This window comes from Serratia proteamaculans, assembly GCF_004684015.1.
GTDB classification, from domain to species: Bacteria; Pseudomonadota; Gammaproteobacteria; order Enterobacterales; family Enterobacteriaceae; genus Serratia; species Serratia proteamaculans_F.
In genome coordinates, this window is record NZ_SRIA01000001.1 from 134,519 (window position 1) to 152,949 (window position 18,431).

The following is an 18,431-nucleotide window of genomic DNA, read 5'->3' on the forward strand; positions in this document are numbered from 1 at the left end:
GATTCTTACCCCCAAAATAGCGCTTATTGCCGATCGGCTGAACCTGCGGCCGCATCGAATGTCTGACTGACTTCAGAACTGTTAAAGCCCCCGGAGCCACCGCGTTACATGAACAAAGTTAAATCGCTATCACAGCAGAATTTATCGTTATTGTTAGCGATCTATATCGGCATCTTTTTGAACCTTTCCGTTTTCTATCGTCGCTTTGATTCGTTTTCGCACGGCATTCAGGGGATTAAGGTTATTTCTGCGGTAACCGAGGTTATCGCTATCGTTCTGTTCACCTTCTTTATTATGCGGCTGGTTTCGCTCGGCGGCCGGCTGTTCTACCGCGTCATTGCCTCACTCTTGGTGCTGATTTCCGTGGCTGCCAGCTATTACATGACGTTTTTCAACGTGGTGATCGGCTACGGTATCGTGGTTTCGGTGATGACCACCGATGTCGATCTGTCGAAAGAAGTGGTCGGCATGCACTTCGTGCTGTGGATGGTGGTGCTCAGTGCCTTGCCACTGCTGTGCATCTGGAAAAACAGCCTGCGTTACACCCTGATCGAACAGCTGAAAACGCCAGGACACCGGATCAAACCGCTGGTGGTGCTGGTGGCGGTGGTCGCGCTGGTCTGGGTGCCACTGCGTATGCTGGATAACGAGCAAAGCGAACAGGAAAAAATCACCAATGTGGACTTGCCAAGCTACGGCGGCGTAGTGGCGCATTCCTATTTGCCGTCCAACTGGCTGTCGGCGCTGGGGCTGTTTGCCTATACCCGTTACGACGAAAGCCAGGATCAGGCCAATTTATTCGACCCGGCCAAGAACTTTACCTATGTGGCACCGGCCGATATTGATGATACCTATGTGGTGTTTATCATTGGTGAAACCACGCGTTGGGATCACATGGGCATTCTCGGTTACGACCGTGACACCACGCCGCGATTGTCCAAAGAGAAAAATCTGGTGGCGTTCCGCGGCACATCCTGTGATACCGCCACCAAACTGTCACTGCGCTGCATGTTTGTGCGAGAAGGCGGCACGGCAGATAACCCGCAACGGACGCTGAAAGAGCAAAATGTGTTCGCGGTAATGAAAGAGTTGGGCTTCACCTCCGAGCTGTTCGCCATGCAGAGTGAGGTTTGGTTCTATAACAACACCGAAGTGAACAACTATTCTTTCCGCGAGATGATTGCCTCCGAGAAGCGTAACGATGGCAAATCGGTCGACGACATGCTGCTGGTGGATGAAATGAAAGAGTCGCTGGCCCGTTATCCCAAGGGCAAGCACCTGGTCATTCTGCACACCAAAGGCTCGCATTATCTCTATTCCCAGCGTTATCCGCGCAGCTACGCACGCTATCAGCCGGAGTGTATCGGCGTTGACGATTTTTGTTCCAAGGATCAGTTGATTAACGCTTTCGATAACTCGGTGCTGTATACCGACAGCTTTATCGCCAATGTGATTGACCAGGTGCGCGAGAAGAAAGCGATTGTGTTCTATTCTTCCGATCACGGCGAGTCGATAGGCGAGAATTCACACCTGCATGGCACGCCGCGTGAAATGGCCCCGGTGGAGCAGTTTCGCGTGCCAATGATGGTCTGGGCGTCCGACAAGTTCCTGGAAGACTCACAGCATCGCAGTGCGTTTGAGCAATTGCAGGCGCAGCAGCGGGTTGGCAAGACCCATCGCCATGTCGAGCTGTTCGATACCATTCTCGGCTGCCTGGGTTATACCTCGCCGAATGGCGGCATCGTGGCAAAAAACAACTGGTGCAATATTCCGCAGGAAAAAGCGGCTCCGACTCAGCTGTAACCTCTCCCATACCGGGCGCATTGCGCCCGGTAAAATCCGTTAATACCTTCCCTTCATCAACTAATCCAGCCCAGGCTTGCGGTATACTTACGCACTTTCCCCCTCGGACCGGAGATTTCCATGACCTTGCGCGTGGCGTTTATTGACGATCATGACATTGTGCGATCGGGCTTTGTGCAACTGCTGTCGCTGGAGCCGGATATTCAGGTGGTCGGCGAGTTCAGCAGTGCGGCTCAGGCACGCGCCGGCCTGCCCGGTCTGGAAGCGGAAATCTGCATTTGTGACATTTCGATGCCGGACGGCAGCGGACTGGATCTGCTGGCGGATATTCCCTCGGGTATTCGGGTGGTGATGCTGTCAATGCATGACAACCCGGCGCTGGTGGAGCTGGCGCTGGAGCGCGGTGCCTGCGGGTTCTTGTCCAAACGCTGCAAGCCGGAAGATTTAATCACCGCGGTGCGCACCGTCGCCAGCGGTGGCGTGTACCTGATGCCTGAAATCGCCCAGCAACTGGCGCGGGTGAAGGTGGACCCACTGACCCGTCGTGAACGTGAAATCGCACTGCTACTGGCGCAAGGGCAGGAGGTGCGGGAGATTGCTGCTGCGCTGGGCCTGTCACCCAAAACGGTACATGTGCATCGCGCCAACCTGTTCGCCAAGCTGGGTATCAATAACAATGTCGAACTGGCGAAGCGGATGCTGAACCTGTGATGCAACGCCTGATCACCCAACTGGCGTTGTTCTTTATCTATGCCACCAGTGCGTTTTGCCTGTGGGGCATTGGCACTGCGCTGATCGACCCGCCGTGGCAGGCGCTGTTACTGTTCCCGTTTGGCCTGCGTATGGGCATTCTGCTGCAAAGCCCTTATCGCTTTTGGCCGGGCATTCTGCTGGCCGATCTGTTGCTGATGGGGGTGCTGGCCGATCAGTTCGGTTACGGGCCGGCACTCTGGGCTTCGGTGGTGGTACTGGTGCTGACGGTGTTGCTCAGCCTGGTGGCTTCCCCCTGGCTGCTGCGGCATCAGGAAAATGACAGCGAATGGCAATGGCCATTGATGCAGGGCGCGGTGGTGGCGGTGGCTGCGTTGTTACAGGCGTTGGTGTGGCAGCTAGCGAACGGTGAGGGTGCCAGAGCCCTGTTGCTGGGACTGGCGGGCGGATTCACTATTGCCCCGACCTGTCTGCTGCTGTGGCACTACCTGGCGCGGCAGATCTGGGTACCGCTCGAACCGGGCCTGATCCATAAGCCGGTGACGCTACGGTTGCGCCACTTGGCCAGCTATTTACTGCTGTTTGCGCTCAGCATCTGGCTGCAACAGCAGGTCAATGCCGCCGAGCTGCGCCGTTTTGCCCCCTTTTGCCTGGCCATTCCGATTGTCTTTATGTCTTATCGCTATGGCTGGCAGGGCGCGCTGTTGGCCACCCTGCTTAATGGTGTAGTACTGGTAGCCAACGAGCCGCCACAACCTGAATCGCACCGTGATTTGCTGCTGTCGCTGCTGGCCCAGAGCCTGACCGGTTTGCTGCTCGGTGCGGGTATTCAACGCCAGCGCGAGCTGAACCAGCAACTGCGACTGCGGCTGACAGAAAACCGCCAACTGGCGCGCGCTCTGGTCACGGCAGAAGAACAGACCCGGCGCGAGGTAGCGCGGGAGTTGCACGACGAGGTTGGTCAAACCATCACCGTGATCCGCACCCAGGCCAGTATTATCAAACGGTTGGCGCCACAGCCGCAGGTGATGGGCTGCGCCGAAGCGATAGATACGCTGGCATTGCGGGTGTATGACGGCGTGCATGATGTGCTGACCCAGCTGTGGCCGGCCGCGCTTAATAACCTGCCGCTGTCGGCGGCGGTGGCGGCGATGCTGCGTGAATCATTGCCGCAGGATCCGTCGCTGGTGAGCGTGATGCAGTGGCAGGTGCCGGATGAACTGCTGGATGAGACGTTGAAAATCACCCTGTATCGGGTGTGTCAGGAAGGGGTGACCAATGTTTGTCGTCACGCCGCCGCCAGCCGGATTGAGCTGGATGCGCGTCTTCGTCAGCGCAAAGGACAGTTGCCGCAGGTGTTGCTGACCATTCGCGATAACGGCGTGGGTATCGATTTGGCCAGTCATGAGCCGGGCTATGGCCTGCGCGGCATGCAGGAGCGCATCAGTGCACTGGGCGGCCGCCTGCGACTGACGTCGGAGAAGGGCACCTGTTTGAATGTGATCTTACCCACAGTTTCACCGGCGGAAGGGCCAAACTAGGAAATACTCCTAGCCGCGTCGGGAATCCGGCGTAAGTCATTTTCGCGCGCGCGCAGCATGATAGCGGCACTTTTCATATTCTCTGAGGTTTCACATGTGGTCTTTCCTTAAAAGCCGCGATGATGTGCCGCCGGTTACCGATCAAAAACAGATCGATGCCAGCTATAAATACTGGCGCATCCAGCTGATGTGGACGATGTACATCGGCTATGCCGCGTTTTACTTCACGCGCAAAAGCTTCAACTTCATTATGCCGGCGATGCTGAGCGATCTTGGCCTGACAATGTCTGACGTCGGCATTCTCGGTACGCTGTTCTACATCACTTACGGCTGCTCGAAATTTATCTCAGGCATGATCAGCGATCGTTCCAACCCGCGCTATTTTATGGGGTTGGGCCTGATTATGACCGGCATACTCAATATCTTCTTCGGCCTCAGTTCTTCACTGCTGATGCTGGGGACACTGTGGATCCTCAACGCCTTCTTCCAGGGCTGGGGCTGGCCGCCATGTTCAAAAATCCTCACCAGTTGGTACTCGCGTTCCGAGCGCGGCAGTTGGTGGGCGATCTGGAATACCTCGCATAACTTTGGCGGTGCACTAATCCCGCTGCTGGTTGGCTTTATCTCGCTGCACTTCAGCTGGCGCTACGGCATGATTATTCCGGGCATTATCGGCGTGGTGTTGGGTCTGTTGATGTGTTGGCGCCTGCGTGACAAACCGTCCACCATGGGCCTGCCTAGCGTGGGGAAATGGCGTAACGACGCCATGGAACTGGTGCAGGAATCGGAAGGCCAGGGGCTGACCAACCGCGAAATCATCAAGCGCTATGTGTTGACCAACAAGTACATCTGGCTGCTGGCGGTCTCCTACGTGCTGGTGTACATCGTGCGTACGGCCATCAATGACTGGGGCAACCTGTACCTGACCCAGGAAAAAGGCTATTCACTGATGACCGCCAACTCGGCGATCTCGCTGTTCGAAGTGGGTGGCTTTATTGGTTCGCTGGTGGCCGGTTGGGGCTCTGACAAGCTGTTCCGCGGTAACCGTGGGCCAATGAATCTGATCTTCGCCATCGGCATCTTCCTGTCGGTTGCGGCGCTGTGGATCATGCCGGGTGTCACTTTCCTGCTGCAGGCGGCCTGCTTCTTTGCTATCGGCTTCTTCATCTTTGGCCCACAGATGCTGATCGGCATGGCGGCGGCAGAATGTTCACACAAGGATGCTGCCGGGGCGGCAACCGGCTTTGTCGGCCTGTTTGCTTATCTGGGGGCGGCGCTGTCCGGCTACCCGATTGCGCGCATCATGGAAATTTGGCACTGGAACGGTTTCTTCGTGGTGATCTCGATCGCCGCTTGCTTGTCCGCGCTGTTCCTGCTGCCGTTCTTGCGCGCTCAATCACCGGCGCTGAAAACGGCGAAGGCATGATGAAAAAGCGCGCTGCAGACTGCTGTAGTGCGCGTTATGCCGTTTTTATCACCACTTGATTGGCCGGGACGATAAAGTGATTGACGCGTAATATCGTCAGCAGTAAGATGCGGCCCGCATCGGCGAGTAGCGCAGCTTGGTAGCGCAACTGGTTTGGGACCAGTGGGTCGGAGGTTCGAATCCTCTCTCGCCGACCACATTCAAGAAAACCTGCTTTTTAAAGCAGGTTTTTTTTCGTCTGTCATTCAGGCGGCCTTGCCGACGACGAAGTCAAAATGGATCTCGTCATAGGGGAAAATGATGCCTCGTTCGCTTTTATCAACAAGGCCACAGCCTAGCAGAGCCTGTAGATCGGTATGCACCGCTTTCACATCCCGTTTAACGCGACGTGCGACTTCCCGGATTGAAAGTTCGCCACTGCCGGTCATGGTATGAAGAATTTGCATTTTTTTAGGCGACAGGGTTTTCCACAGGCTCTCCCAGTCTAAAAATGTGATGTAGCTTCCTTGTTGCTGCTTGTTGCCCTGCAGGGCTTTCTCCAGATTGCCTTGTATTTCCTCAAGAGAAGCAACGCGGATGGTGACTCTGTTCATTCTCTTTCCCCTCTTAGTCGTGCGACTTCATTGAAGAAGCTGTGTTGCAATGCTGTCAGGTGGGTAAACACAATCGGCTGCTGCTTGTCACCCACATGTTTGTGGTCGCCTTTACCGGCTTCATTGTCATAACGTAAACGGCAAATGCCCGCTTTGACGTAGGCAAACCTGTACTTGTAGTTATGAGTGCTGCCGTTAACAGGGGGCTCGACATGCCAAATAACCATTTGCATAAATTCAGTGTTTGTCAGTTGGATTTTGTCCTGATAGATCAGTTGAGAAGGCACTTCCGTCTCCTTCATGTTGTTTAAAATAACAGCACATTAAGAGTGTTGTCAATGAAGACAACATCTTGTGCCATGACAAATATTTATCCTTTGCCAGTATTTAATTCACTCTCCTTATTCCCATTGGTGGCGGTTATTCATTATTAAATTAATTCATTATTGCCAAATAAAACCCGGTTGATAGCGCTATTGTTTTAATGATTATTTTATCTATAGTCTGAATACGCGGAATGGGAATGATAGATTTCCGTTACGTGGGAAAGATTAATGCTTATTTTTCATTTTAACTGGCCTGGATTATTGCGGAGTTATTTTCCTCCTGCAATCGGCGCCGTCATTAAATATTTTATGTTTATCCTCTCGGAATAAAGGAATCAGTTATGCGCAAATTTAATAAACCGTTGTTGGCGTTGCTGATCGGCAGCACGCTGTGCTCTGCGGCGCAGGCCGCCGCACCGGGCAAGCCTACGCTGGCCTGGGGCAATACCAAGTTCGCTATCGTCGAAGTCGATCAAGCGGCGACGGCTTATAATAACCTGGTGAAGGTAAAAAATGCCGCCGACGTTTCTGTTTCATGGAATTTATGGAATGGCGATACCGGTACCACGGCAAAAGTATTATTAAATGGCAAGGAGGTCTGGAGCGGTGCCTCAACCGGTGCTTCCGGCACGGCAAACTTTAAAGTTAATAAAGGCGGCCGTTATCAAATGCAGGTGGCGTTATGTAATGCCGACGGCTGTACCGCCAGCGATGCCACCGAAATTGTCGTGGCAGATACCGATGGCAGTCATTTGGCCCCCTTAAAAGAGCCGCTGCTGGAAAAGAATAAACCTTATAAACAAGATTCCGGCAAAGTGGTCGGTTCTTATTTTGTGGAATGGGGCGTCTACGGCCGTAATTTCACCGTCGATAAACTGCCGGCACAAAACCTGACGCATCTGCTGTACGGCTTTATTCCGATCTGCGGCGGTGACGGCATCAACGACAGCCTGAAAGAGATCGAAGGCAGTTTCCAGGCGCTGCAACGCTCTTGCCAGGGTCGTGAAGACTTCAAGGTGTCGATCCACGATCCGTTTGCCGCATTACAGAAAGGGCAAAAAGGCGTTACCGCCTGGGACGACCCCTACAAAGGCAACTTCGGCCAGTTGATGGCGCTGAAGCAGGCGCGTCCAGACCTGAAAATCCTGCCTTCGATTGGCGGCTGGACCTTGTCTGACCCGTTCTTCTTTATGGGTGACAAGGCCAAGCGTGATCGTTTCGTCGGCTCGGTGAAAGAGTTCCTGCAAACCTGGAAGTTCTTTGACGGCGTGGATATCGACTGGGAATTCCCGGGCGGACAGGGCGCTAACCCGAAACTGGGCAGCGCGCAGGACGGGGCAACCTATGTGCAATTGATGAAAGAGCTACGTGCCATGCTCGATCAGCTTTCCGCGGAAACCGGTCGCAAGTATGAACTGACCTCCGCGATCAGCGCCGGCAAAGATAAAATCGACAAGGTGGACTACAACACCGCGCAGAACTCGATGGATCACATCTTCCTGATGAGCTACGACTTCTATGGCGCATTCGATTTGAAAAATCTGGGCCACCAGACCGCACTGAAAGCACCGTCCTGGAAACCGGATACGGCCTATACCACGGTGAATGGCGTCAATGCGCTGCTGACGCAGGGCGTGAAGCCGGGCAAAATCGTGGTGGGTACTGCCATGTACGGCCGCGGCTGGACCGGGGTGAACGGCTACCAGAACAACATTCCGTTTACCGGCACCGCGACCGGCCCGGTGAAAGGCACCTGGGAAAATGGCATCGTGGATTACCGCCAAATCGCCAATGAGTTTATGAGCGGTGAATGGCAGTACAGCTACGACGCCACCGCTGAAGCCCCTTACGTGTTCAAACCTTCGACCGGTGATCTGATCACCTTCGACGATGCGCGTTCGGTGCAGGCGAAGGGCAAGTATGTGCTGGATAAGCAGTTGGGTGGCTTGTTCTCCTGGGAAATCGACGCCGATAACGGCGATATTCTGAACAATATGAACAGCAGCCTGGGCAACAGCGCCGGCACGCAATAAATCGGTTGTAGCACGTTGCCGGGGGATATCCTTTTGCCCCCGGCTTTTTGGCAGACGAAAGTTTTTTTACGGCGAATAGATTGTGACGTCGCAGGGTTAAAAAACGGCACCGACACCTCACCCTTTCGGGTAAGAAGGCAGCATTTCATCCTGTCTTTTACGCCGATCACAAAAATAACCGTTCAGATATTCATCATTCAGCAACAAACTTTTTTAGTTTTTTCTCGGAGTTAAATACCAGCTACTTTCTGCAATGCAGCCTATTGAGCTAAAAATGACCGTATAGCATAAGTTTTCATGCTGCCACTGTTAAAAAAAGGTTTTTTTTATGTTTGTTTGCTGTTTCTCACAGTCTGTGTAAATCCCCACTGGTTATATTGACGACACCCCAAACAGTTGGCAATTTGGTAGCCTCAGGGGTAAGAGCGAGAGTTGTTTGAGTGAATTTCACGCGCTCAGACGCCCCCACCGGGATACGTTCACCCGGCTCTCTCGCGCAATTATCCCTTCCAGCCTACGGGCATGACTGCACAGGCCGCGCAATAAAAAATACAGGCTCTGGCGGTAATACACACATCACATCACATAATGGAGCACTAGCGATGACAAGTTCCTTGGGAAAAACAGGGATTCTGAAATTCGGTATTGGGCTGATTGCGTTGACCGTTGCGGCCAGCGTGCAAGCCAAGACTCTGGTTTACTGTTCTGAAGGTTCCCCGGAAGGGTTCAACCCGCAGCTGTTCACCTCGGGCACCACCTATGACGCCAGCTCGGTGCCTATTTATAACCGTCTGGTCGAATTCAAAATCGGCACCACCGAGCTGCAGCCAGGCCTGGCTGAAAAATGGGATGTCAGCGAAGACGGCAAAACCTACACCTTCCACCTGCGTAAAGGCGTGAAGTGGCAGAGCAGCAAAGACTTCAAACCGACCCGTGATTTCAACGCCGACGACGTGGTGTTCTCCTTCGAACGCCAGCTGGATGCGAAAAATGCCTATCACAAAGTCTCCGGCGGCAGCTATGAGTACTTTGAAGGCATGGACATGCCGAAGCTGATTGCCAAAATCGAGAAAGTGGACGACTACACCGTACGCTTTGTGCTGACCCGTCCTGAGGCGCCATTTGTGGCTGACCTGGGCATGGACTTCGCTTCTATCATGTCTGCCGAATACGCTGACGTGATGCTGAAAGCCGGCACCCCGGAGAAAATTGACCTGAACCCAATCGGTACCGGCCCGTTCCAACTGCTGCAATACCAGAAAGACTCCAAAATTCTCTACAAGGCATTTGACGGTTTCTGGGGCACCAAGCCGAAGATCGACCGTTTAGTGTTCTCCATCACGCCTGACGCTTCAGTGCGTTACGCCAAACTGCAGAAAAACGAATGCCAGGTAATGCCGTACCCGAACCCGGCTGATATCGCGCGCATGAAGCAGGACAAAACCATCAATCTGATGGAACAACCGGGGCTGAACGTCGGTTACCTGTCATTCAACGTTGAGAAAAAACCGCTGGATAACCTGAAGGTGCGTCAGGCGTTGACCATGGCGGTCAACAAGCAGGCGATCATCGACGCGGTGTACCAGGGGGCAGGCCAGGCGGCCAAGAACCTGATCCCACCAACCATGTGGGGCTATAACGACGCGGTGAAAGACTACGCTTACGATCCGGTCAAGGCTAAAGAACTGCTGAAAGAAGCGGGCATGGCAGACGGTTTCTCCATCGACCTGTGGGCAATGCCGGTACAGCGTCCGTACAACCCGAACGCGCGCCGCATGGCGGAAATGATCCAGTCTGACTGGGCGAAAATCGGCGTGAAAGCCAAAATCGTAACCTATGAGTGGGGCGAATACCTCAAGCGCGCCAAAGCGGGCGAACATCAGACGGTGATGATGGGCTGGACCGGCGACAATGGGGATCCGGATAACTTCTTCGCCACGCTGTTTAGCTGCGCCGCGGCCAAAGACGGTTCCAACTACTCTCGCTGGTGCTACAAGCCGTTTGAAGATCTCATTCAACCGGCGCGCGCCGAATCGAACCACGACAAACGCATAGAACTGTACAAACAGGCTCAGGTAGTGATGCACGATCAGGCTCCGGCACTGATTGTTGCCCACTCTACCGTTTACGAGCCAGTGCGTAAGGAAGTGAAGGGCTACGTCGTGGATCCGCTTGGTAAGCATCACTTTGAGAATGTCTCTCTGGATTAATTCCACTACCGGTTAATACCACGCTCCTCTCTTTAAGGGAGGGGCGTGGTTGCCCGTAGGCAGAGAAACACCAGAAGTGTGTGAGCTTTAATAAGCCTGGCGGACGATGAGCTGCCGGGCATTGATACAGAGAGTTCGGGATATGTTGCAGTTCATACTCCGACGTTTGGGGTTAGTTATCCCAACGTTTATCGGCATTACTTTGCTGACTTTTGCATTCGTCCATATGATCCCCGGCGACCCGGTGACCATCATGGCCGGGGAACGCGGGATCTCCGCAGAACGCCATGCACACCTGATGGCGGAAATGGGGCTGGATAAACCGCTCTATCAACAATATTTCACCTACGTATCCAACGTGTTGCATGGCGATCTGGGTACCTCCCTTAAAAGCCGCATCTCCGTTTGGGAAGAGTTTGTGCCGCGCTTCAAGGCCACCCTGGAGTTGGGCGTCTGCGCGATGATTTTCGCCGTGCTGGTGGGCATTCCGGTTGGGGTGCTGGCGGCGGTCAGGCGAGGCTCAATATTCGACCATACCGCGGTGGGCATCTCACTGACCGGCTATTCGATGCCGATTTTCTGGTGGGGCATGATGCTGATCATGCTGGTCTCGGTGCAGCTCAATCTGACGCCGGTCTCGGGCAGGGTCAGCGATACGGTGTTCCTGGACGATAGCTTGCCGCTGACCGGCTTTATGCTGATCGACACCCTGATCTGGGGCGAACCGGGCGATTTCGTTGACGCCGTAATGCATATGATCCTGCCGGCCATCGTGTTGGGGACCATTCCGTTAGCGGTGATAGTGCGTATGACGCGCTCCTCGATGCTGGAAGTGCTGGGCGAAGATTACATCCGTACCGCGCGCGCCAAGGGCGTGAGCCGTATGCGGGTGATTGTGGTGCATGCGCTGCGTAACGCCTTGTTGCCGGTCGTGACGGTGATCGGTCTGCAGGTCGGCACCATGCTGGCCGGTGCGATCCTGACCGAAACCATCTTCTCCTGGCCGGGCCTGGGACGTTGGCTGATGGACGCCTTGCAACGTCGCGACTATCCGGTTGTTCAGGGCGGCGTGTTGCTGGTCGCCTGTATGATTATTCTGGTTAACCTGCTGGTAGACGTGCTCTACGGCGTGGTCAACCCGCGTATTCGCCACAAGAAATAAGGGGCGCTCTGATGTCTCAAATCACTGAGTCTGTAGTTAAAGGTGCGCCGAAGCCAATGAGCCCGTTCCAGGAGTTCTGGCACTATTTCAAGCGCAATAAAGGGGCCGTTGTCGGCCTGGTGTATATCGTTCTGATGTTTGTGATTGCCATCGGTGCCGGGGTGCTGGCACCGCATGCACCGGCGGATCAGTTCCGCGACGCGCTGCTCAAGCCGCCGGTCTGGCAAGAAGGCGGCAGTTGGCAATATCTGCTGGGGACCGATGACGTTGGCCGCGATGTGCTGTCGCGTCTGATGTACGGCGCCCGCTTGTCACTGTTGGTGGGTTGTCTGGTGGTGGTGCTGTCGCTGATCATGGGCGTGGTGCTGGGCCTGCTGGCCGGTTACTTTGGCGGCGTGGTGGATGCCATCATTATGCGCATCGTCGACATCATGCTGGCCCTGCCGAGCCTGTTGCTGGCGCTGGTATTGGTGGCGATTTTCGGTCCGTCGATCGTCAATGCTTCCCTGGCGCTAACCTTCGTCGCCTTGCCGCACTATGTGCGTCTGACCCGTGCTGCGGTATTGGTGGAAGTGAACCGCGACTACGTCACCGCTTCACGCGTGGCGGGGGCCGGTGCGATGCGCCAAATGTTTATCAATATCCTGCCAAACTGCCTGGCACCGCTGATCGTTCAGGCTTCTCTTGGTTTCTCGAACGCTATCCTGGATATGGCCGCTCTCGGCTTCCTGGGTATGGGTGCACAGCCGCCTACGCCGGAGTGGGGCACCATGCTCTCCGACGTGTTGCAGTTCGCACAAAGCGCCTGGTGGGTGGTGACCTTCCCCGGCGTGGCGATCCTGCTGACGGTGCTGGCATTTAACCTGATGGGGGACGGCTTGCGTGATGCTCTCGACCCCAAACTCAAGCAGTAAAGAGGACGAGAGAGATGGCGTTATTAAATGTAGACAAGCTTTCGGTGCACTTCGGTGACGAAGGCACCCCTTTCCGCGCGGTAGACCGTATCAGTTACAGCGTGGAGCAGGGCCAGGTGGTGGGGATCGTCGGTGAATCCGGCTCCGGTAAATCCGTCAGCTCGCTGGCGATTATGGGTCTGATCGATTTTCCCGGGAAGGTGATGGCCGAAAAGCTGGAGTTTAACGGCCAGGATCTGCGCAAAATTTCCGAAAAAGAGCGCCGCCAACTGGTGGGCTCGGAAGTGGCGATGATCTTCCAGGATCCGATGACCAGCCTGAACCCGTGCTATACCGTCGGTTTCCAGATTATGGAAGCGCTGAAGGTGCATCAGGGCGGTAACCGTCGCACCCGTCGTCAGCGGGCTATCGATCTGCTGACGCAGGTGGGCATTCCCGATCCGGCTTCGCGGTTGGACGTGTATCCGCACCAGCTTTCCGGTGGTATGAGCCAGCGCGTGATGATCGCCATGGCGATTGCCTGTCGGCCAAAGCTGCTGATTGCCGATGAACCGACCACCGCACTCGACGTGACCATTCAGGCGCAAATTATCGAGCTGCTGCTGGAATTACAGCAGCGGGAAAACATGGCGCTGCTGTTGATTACCCACGATCTGGCGCTGGTGTCCGAGGCGGCGCATCACATCATCGTGATGTATGCCGGCCAGGTGGTGGAATCCGGTAAAGCATCGGAAATCTTCCGCGCACCGCGTCACCCTTATACTCAGGCGCTGCTGCGTGCGCTGCCGGAGTTCGCGGCCGACAAGGCGCGCCTGGCTTCGCTGCCGGGCGTGGTACCGGGCAAATATGACCGCCCAAGCGGTTGTTTGCTCAACCCGCGTTGCCCGTACGCCAATGAGCGCTGCCGCGTTGAAGAGCCGGAATTACGCACCATTCCCGGCCGTCAGGTTAAATGTCACACACCGCTGGATGATGCGGGGAGGCCGACCGTATGAGCCAGAACCAACCCTTGTTGCAGGCGATTGACCTGAAGAAACACTACCCGGTCAAGAAGGGCATCTTTGCCCCGGAACGGCTGGTTAAAGCCCTGGACGGCGTCTCTTTCACCCTGGAGCGTGGCAAAACGCTGGCGGTGGTGGGCGAGTCCGGCTGTGGCAAGTCAACGCTGGGCCGTTTGTTGACGATGATTGAAGTGCCGACCGGCGGTGAGCTGTACTACCAGGGACAGGATCTGCTGAAGCCGGACGTCACCGCCGAGAAGCTGCGACGCCAGAAGATCCAGATTGTGTTCCAGAATCCTTATGGATCGCTCAACCCGCGTAAAAAGGTCGGGCAGATCCTCGAGGAGCCGCTGCAGATCAATACCGGGCTAAACAGCGCGCAACGTCGCGAGAAAGCGCTGGAGATGATGGCCAAGGTCGGCCTGAAAACCGAGCACTACGATCGCTACCCGCACATGTTTTCCGGTGGGCAACGCCAGCGTATTGCTATTGCTCGTGGGTTGATGCTTAACCCGGATGTAGTGATTGCCGATGAACCGGTCTCCGCCCTGGATGTCTCGGTGCGGGCGCAGGTACTGAATCTGATGATGGATCTGCAGCAGGATTTGGGGCTGTCCTATGTGTTCATCTCGCACGATTTGTCGGTGGTGGAGCATATTGCCGACGAAGTGATGGTGATGTACCTCGGCCGTTGCGTGGAGAAGGGCAGTAAAGACGCCATTTTCAACAACCCGCGCCATCCGTACACTCAGGCACTGCTGTCTGCGACGCCACGTCTGAATCCGGATATGCGTCGTGAACGCATCAAGCTGACCGGTGAGCTACCCAGCCCAATGAATCCGCCGCCGGGTTGTGCATTCAATGCCCGCTGTCGTCGTGCGTTTGGGCCATGTACCCAACTGCAGCCGCAGTTAAAACAATATGGCGAACAGATGGTGGCCTGTTTTGCGGTCGATCAGGATGAAAATCCTGCGACATAACTTTGTTATCAATAACAATTAATTTAAATGCCGGCATTGTTGTCGGCATTTTTTTTGATTAAACCCACTGGCCGGCTAATTAGTTTATTGAGCGAATAATTAATTCGTATTAATTTCGCTTATTTCTCTTAACGAAATCCTGACATAAAAATATTCATATTAAGAATCTTCGCAGGGTAATAATGCGGTGATTTATTAGTTTTAGCCTGCCTGCTAATTCCGGATGTGAAAAGCACGCCCGAAGGCGTGCCTGATATTAAAGTGAAGATTCTCAGCTGTATTTACTGAGGGTAAGGCACCCAATCACCGCCGTTCAATCGAATATAGGGTTTACCCTGGTATTGCATCACGATGGCGTTGTCATTCTCTGAAATAACCGCCGTCTGCGGCAGGTTCTGTGTCAGCGCCTGCCAGTCTACACTCGGTGCGGTGAACGCCTTGCCGTCGACCAGGCGTGAAACCAGTTCGGAAAGCGCCAGGTAGCTGCTGGGGGTCTTAATCTGTAGCGGACTGCCCTGATGTGGCGCTTTCATGCCAATCAGCTTGATGCCCACCGGTGTATGGGTAATGTTCGGGCTGGGGATATCACGCAGGCCGGACATCTGCATTTTATCTCCCACCAGTGCTGCGCCGTGCTCCGGCACAACCACTACCATCACCTTGCGCCCGGACTTCTCCAGTTGATCAAGGAAGGTATTGAGCTGGTCGAACAGTTTTTGCGCCCGTGGCTGATAGTCCGCACTCTTGTTCGAACCGACGAAGCGGTTGCCGTCATGCAACGGAATGATGTTAAAGAAGGTGGCACTGCGGGTATCGCCGGCCTTTTGCTGTTGATCCAGCCAACGAGTCAGCAGCTCCAGATCGTTGTATATCGGTTCGCCGTCAAACGACGCCAGTTCGTTGCCGATACCCGCCTGAGACATCAGTGGTGCTTGCATATCGCCCTGTTCGCGCAGCTCTTTGAGGAAGTTGCCGAACACGCCGGAGTGATCGAGCATCAACTGTTCTTTAAAGCCCAGCTTGGCCAGATTATCAAACAGATAGCATTGTTGGTTCACCGGTTGATACAGGTCGTGGTGCGAAGGCTGGCCGCAGCTGGCGCGCAGCAGACGGATGGCCGCCGGGCCGCTGTAGGCGGTCGCCGAGTTGAAGTTGTCGAACATAATGTCCATCTTCGACCACAGCGGATGGTTGTCCAGTTTCACCGCTTCCATGTCGGCCCAGGCCAGCGAACAGATATTGATCACCAGCAGGTTAAACGGTTGGGCATCGGCCGGCAGGCTGGCCGGGAAGGCGGTGGCGCGGGCTTTTTCCTTATCGTAGAACTGGTTCAGGTAAGCCGTCAGGTTGGCGCTGGTGGGTGGCGCGCTGTCCGCTGGGGCGCCACCACCGCCCGCCGCCGGGGTTGTCGCGGCCGGTGTGGTGCTGGTGGAGGCGGTGGTGCTGGCAGGCAACAATGACACTGCCGGCCCGGCAATATTGATCAGGTTCAACCACACCAGGGCGGCGACGGTGAATACCGTGACTCGCACCCACTGGGCCAAAAACAGATAGGCAATCAGCATCACAAAGGCGGCGCCGACCATCTGCCAGTTGATAAAGCGGTTGGTCAGCTCCAGCAGATATTGGGGACTGAAGCCGGTCAATTGCGAGCCTTGGCTCATGATGCTGTTGATGCCGGGCAGCCAGGTGTCGTGATAGAACAGGCCGATACCTATCGGGATCGCCAGGTAATGGCGCCAGCGGTGCACGCGTAGCGCCGGTATCGGCATTAGCAGGAACGCCATGAACACCAGATTGGGCAGGGCGTGGAAGTTCAGATAACCGAACCACAGCAGGGCAAATTTGGCCAGGAAGTAGTAGTTCCAGCCACCCAGCCCACGCCAGTAGCGCCACAGAGAGTTATCGGATTGCGGGTTATTTGTTGGCTTCATGGCTATTTTTTACGCTTAATCTGAGATGAAGAACCTTCGCGCACCCATAACCCGGCGGATTTTAAATAGCGCGGTGATAACAACAGGTTTTGCCAGTATTGACGCCAGTGTGGGAAACGCCGATGAAAGGCATAACCCAGTGGAATGAAAACAATCGCGCACAGGATAATCAATTGCACAATATCGTTAAGATTCAACATGATTTTTCTCCTGTGGGCCCGTCGCCAGCGTGAAGGCCACCGGCTGACGGCGTTCCTCTTGGCTGTCCGCTACGGCGGCGGTCTGGCGCGGCGTGACCGGTGCGGTTGTCGCCGCCAACGGTATATTGGCGCTGTGCGCCAGCCGTTTGATTTCTGAAATAATATCCACGTCCTGGTACCACACCACCCGGTTACTGAAGGCTTCGTCCACCGGCAGGCGGAAGATAAATTTCAGGGCGGTATCCAAATCGTTAATTCGGCAGGTGGAAAGGAACAGCACCAGCCGGCCTTGCACCACGGTCATCACGTCGCCGAAGCGGCGTAAGAAACACAGGGTCATCGCCTGCTCGGCACGCAGCCCAGGGGCCGGGCGCAGGGCGACCATCACGCCTTTGCCGTCTTCCGGCAGCAGCGTGTTGGCCATCAATGAGTTTACCGCCTGGCTAAAGTCATCCGGCCGCAGGTAACCTTTCAGCTGCAAGGGGCGCAGGCCGGCCAGCAGAGCATCGATGTCTGCCGGAACATGGCGAGAAAAGCGTTGCCCCTGGATGCCTTCCAGCATGGTCAGAAAGCGCGACAACGGGGCGACGTGCGGCACAATCAGATTGGCACCGCAGGCCAGCAGCAGGCGTTCATCACTGTAGCGCAGGCTGGCGCTCATCTCGCGGACGGCAATTTTCAACCCGTTGCCGCGTTGGCGGCGCAGGCTGTGAATTTGGTGTGCCAGCGCATCGATTTCGTCGCTTTGGTACAGCGCAAAGATCAACGTCGCCGAGAGTGTCAGCATGCCTTGCTGCGCCAGTAGCGTATTGCTTTCCAGCAGTTGCCAGTTGGCCGACAGCGGTGGTGCGCCTTCCAGAATGCTTTGTTGGGCCAGATAGCGCCCCTCATCGCTGCGAATGGAGGTCGGCGAGGGTTTATTGTTGTCATCATCGCCTTGCCAGCCGTGTTCACCGGTATACAGCGTCAGCAGTTGGTTGGCATTGATGCCGTTTTCGGTACTCCACCAGTTAACCAGATATTGGGCATTGTCCTGCTGCCACTGCAGGCTGGACAGGCCGTTAAGGATCCGGTGTTGGCCGCTGAGCTGCCCCTTGAGCTTGTTGACGCCGCTGCCGTGACTGAGGATCAACAGTGTGCAGCCTTGTTGGCGTAGCCAGATGGCGGTGGCGCGCGCCCATCTGCGCAACTCTTCGCTGGTGAAGGTTTGCCACAGGCTGGCATGGGCCATCAGGATTAATAAGCGGTTTTGCGGTTTTAGTGCGCGCATCAGGTCATCGCTGAAATGCATTAGCGCGGATTTTTTTTCAGGCAACTGGTACAGCGGAATTTTTTTCAGGGCGGGTGAGGCCAGCTCGGCCAACAGTCGGTCAGGTTTATCCCCACTGCAAATCAATGCCACCTGGCTGGTTGCAGCCTGGGCGGCCAGGGTTTGTTGGCAGAGCAAGTTAGCATCGGTTTGACGGTCGATATTTACCCAATACAGGCCCGGAGCCTGCATTGCAGAAAGTTCTTCCCAAATCTGCCGAATACCTAATGAGAAAGATTGCGTCATAGGATATGTTTCTACTTTCGTTGAAAGTGTCGTCGCGGCCAA

15 protein-coding genes and 1 tRNA gene are annotated in these 18,431 nt (G+C 55.3%); 11 read left to right on the forward strand and 5 right to left on the reverse strand.

Annotated features, from left to right (window positions below):
• Nucleotides 1–108 precede the first annotated feature (108 nt).
• The 5 genes from eptB to E5C26_RS00660 all read left to right on the forward strand — a co-directional run bounded on the left by eptB (nucleotide 109) and on the right by E5C26_RS00660 (nucleotide 5,678).
• Complete coding sequence (gene eptB, locus E5C26_RS00640) at nucleotides 109–1,803, forward strand: kdo(2)-lipid A phosphoethanolamine 7''-transferase (RefSeq protein ID WP_135314638.1); 1,695 nt, start codon at nucleotides 109–111, stop codon at nucleotides 1,801–1,803.
• A 120-nt stretch (nucleotides 1,804–1,923) separates the two neighbouring features.
• A complete protein-coding gene (gene uhpA, locus E5C26_RS00645; protein ID WP_017891232.1) occupies nucleotides 1,924–2,514 on the forward strand; it encodes a transcriptional regulator UhpA in 591 nt (196 codons plus the stop codon).
• A complete protein-coding gene (gene uhpB / locus E5C26_RS00650) occupies nucleotides 2,514–4,055 on the forward strand; it encodes a signal transduction histidine-protein kinase/phosphatase UhpB (RefSeq protein WP_135314748.1) in 1,542 nt (513 codons plus the stop codon). Before uhpA ends, uhpB begins: the two co-directional genes overlap by 1 nt.
• Nucleotides 4,056–4,149: 94 nt before the next feature.
• Nucleotides 4,150–5,481 carry an MFS transporter gene (locus E5C26_RS00655; RefSeq protein ID WP_012004606.1) on the forward strand — a complete coding sequence of 444 codons (1,332 nt, stop codon included), beginning with the start codon at nucleotides 4,150–4,152 and terminating at the stop codon, nucleotides 5,479–5,481.
• 120 nt (nucleotides 5,482–5,601) lie between these two features.
• A tRNA-Pro gene (locus tag E5C26_RS00660) sits at nucleotides 5,602–5,678 on the forward strand.
• A gap of 48 nt (nucleotides 5,679–5,726) precedes the next feature.
• On the opposite strand, the gene E5C26_RS00665 is transcribed toward E5C26_RS00660, so the two are convergent.
• Together E5C26_RS00665 and E5C26_RS00670 are read right to left on the reverse strand one after the other, a co-directional pair.
• The gene (locus E5C26_RS00665) at nucleotides 5,727–6,074 is read right to left on the reverse strand and encodes an HVO_A0114 family putative DNA-binding protein (RefSeq protein ID WP_135314639.1); all 348 of its coding nucleotides are present in this window, start codon (nucleotides 6,072–6,074) and stop codon (nucleotides 5,727–5,729) included.
• On the reverse strand, nucleotides 6,071–6,361 hold the full coding sequence (locus E5C26_RS00670; RefSeq protein ID WP_135314640.1) for a toxin-antitoxin system TumE family protein: 291 nt from the start codon (nucleotides 6,359–6,361) through the stop codon (nucleotides 6,071–6,073). Before E5C26_RS00670 ends, E5C26_RS00665 begins: the two co-directional genes overlap by 4 nt.
• 380 nt (nucleotides 6,362–6,741) lie before the next feature.
• Here E5C26_RS00670 and E5C26_RS00675 point away from each other — a divergent pair, with 380 nt between their 5' ends.
• The 6 genes from E5C26_RS00675 (at nucleotide 6,742) to dppF (ending at nucleotide 14,700) form a co-directional block, all read left to right on the forward strand.
• Nucleotides 6,742–8,433 carry a glycosyl hydrolase family 18 protein gene (locus tag E5C26_RS00675; protein ID WP_135314641.1) on the forward strand — a complete coding sequence of 564 codons (1,692 nt, stop codon included), beginning with the start codon at nucleotides 6,742–6,744 and terminating at the stop codon, nucleotides 8,431–8,433.
• Between the two features lie 602 nt (nucleotides 8,434–9,035).
• On the forward strand, nucleotides 9,036–10,643 hold the full coding sequence (gene dppA / locus E5C26_RS00680; protein WP_135314642.1) for a dipeptide ABC transporter periplasmic-binding protein DppA: 1,608 nt from the start codon (nucleotides 9,036–9,038) through the stop codon (nucleotides 10,641–10,643).
• 142 nt (nucleotides 10,644–10,785) lie between these two features.
• Nucleotides 10,786–11,805, forward strand: a complete 1,020-nt coding sequence (dppB, locus tag E5C26_RS00685; RefSeq protein WP_135314643.1) for a dipeptide ABC transporter permease DppB — start codon at nucleotides 10,786–10,788, stop codon at nucleotides 11,803–11,805.
• 11 nt (nucleotides 11,806–11,816) lie between these two features.
• Entirely contained in the window at nucleotides 11,817–12,719 is a 903-nt protein-coding gene (gene dppC, locus E5C26_RS00690; RefSeq protein ID WP_037422861.1) for a dipeptide ABC transporter permease DppC, read from the forward strand.
• Between the two features lie 14 nt (nucleotides 12,720–12,733).
• Nucleotides 12,734–13,714: a dipeptide ABC transporter ATP-binding protein gene (gene dppD / locus E5C26_RS00695; RefSeq protein WP_037422859.1), complete on the forward strand. Its 981-nt coding sequence runs from the start codon at nucleotides 12,734–12,736 to the stop codon at nucleotides 13,712–13,714.
• Nucleotides 13,711–14,700: a dipeptide ABC transporter ATP-binding subunit DppF gene (gene dppF, locus E5C26_RS00700; protein WP_135314644.1), complete on the forward strand. Its 990-nt coding sequence runs from the start codon at nucleotides 13,711–13,713 to the stop codon at nucleotides 14,698–14,700. The genes dppD and dppF overlap by 4 nt, the downstream gene beginning before the upstream one ends.
• Before the next feature lie 281 nt (nucleotides 14,701–14,981).
• On the opposite strand, the gene bcsG is transcribed toward dppF, so the two are convergent.
• Genes bcsG through bcsE form a run of 3 tightly spaced genes read right to left on the reverse strand, consistent with a single transcriptional unit; the run spans nucleotide 14,982 to nucleotide 18,389 of the window.
• Entirely contained in the window at nucleotides 14,982–16,634 is a 1,653-nt protein-coding gene (gene bcsG, locus E5C26_RS00705) for a cellulose biosynthesis protein BcsG (RefSeq protein ID WP_135314645.1), read from the reverse strand.
• Between the two features lie 2 nt (nucleotides 16,635–16,636).
• The gene (gene bcsF / locus E5C26_RS00710; protein WP_135314646.1) at nucleotides 16,637–16,834 is read right to left on the reverse strand and encodes a cellulose biosynthesis protein BcsF; all 198 of its coding nucleotides are present in this window, start codon (nucleotides 16,832–16,834) and stop codon (nucleotides 16,637–16,639) included.
• Nucleotides 16,821–18,389, reverse strand: a complete 1,569-nt coding sequence (gene bcsE, locus E5C26_RS00715; RefSeq protein ID WP_135314647.1) for a cellulose biosynthesis protein BcsE — start codon at nucleotides 18,387–18,389, stop codon at nucleotides 16,821–16,823. The genes bcsF and bcsE overlap by 14 nt, the downstream gene beginning before the upstream one ends.
• Nucleotides 18,390–18,431 lie beyond the last annotated feature (42 nt).

Excerpts from the sequence above, each read along its gene's own strand:
- E5C26_RS00655 (WP_012004606.1), top strand. The coding sequence starts at position 4,150 with ATGTGGTCTTTCCTTAAAAGCCGCGATGATGTGCCGCCGGTTACCGAT.
- E5C26_RS00675 (WP_135314641.1), top strand. The coding sequence starts at position 6,742 with ATGCGCAAATTTAATAAACCGTTGTTGGCGTTGCTGATCGGCAGCACG.
- uhpB (WP_135314748.1), top strand. The coding sequence starts at position 2,514 with ATGCAACGCCTGATCACCCAACTGGCGTTGTTCTTTATCTATGCCACC.
- dppF (WP_135314644.1), top strand. The coding sequence starts at position 13,711 with ATGAGCCAGAACCAACCCTTGTTGCAGGCGATTGACCTGAAGAAACAC.
- bcsE (WP_135314647.1), bottom strand. The coding sequence starts at position 18,389 with ATGACGCAATCTTTCTCATTAGGTATTCGGCAGATTTGGGAAGAACTT.
- dppD (WP_037422859.1), top strand. The coding sequence starts at position 12,734 with ATGGCGTTATTAAATGTAGACAAGCTTTCGGTGCACTTCGGTGACGAA.
- eptB (WP_135314638.1), top strand. The coding sequence starts at position 109 with ATGAACAAAGTTAAATCGCTATCACAGCAGAATTTATCGTTATTGTTA.
- bcsF (WP_135314646.1), bottom strand. The coding sequence starts at position 16,834 with ATGTTGAATCTTAACGATATTGTGCAATTGATTATCCTGTGCGCGATT.
- bcsG (WP_135314645.1), bottom strand. The coding sequence starts at position 16,634 with ATGAAGCCAACAAATAACCCGCAATCCGATAACTCTCTGTGGCGCTAC.
- uhpA (WP_017891232.1), top strand. The coding sequence starts at position 1,924 with ATGACCTTGCGCGTGGCGTTTATTGACGATCATGACATTGTGCGATCG.
- dppB (WP_135314643.1), top strand. The coding sequence starts at position 10,786 with ATGTTGCAGTTCATACTCCGACGTTTGGGGTTAGTTATCCCAACGTTT.
- dppA (WP_135314642.1), top strand. The coding sequence starts at position 9,036 with ATGACAAGTTCCTTGGGAAAAACAGGGATTCTGAAATTCGGTATTGGG.
- dppC (WP_037422861.1), top strand. The coding sequence starts at position 11,817 with ATGTCTCAAATCACTGAGTCTGTAGTTAAAGGTGCGCCGAAGCCAATG.
- E5C26_RS00665 (WP_135314639.1), bottom strand. The coding sequence starts at position 6,074 with ATGAACAGAGTCACCATCCGCGTTGCTTCTCTTGAGGAAATACAAGGC.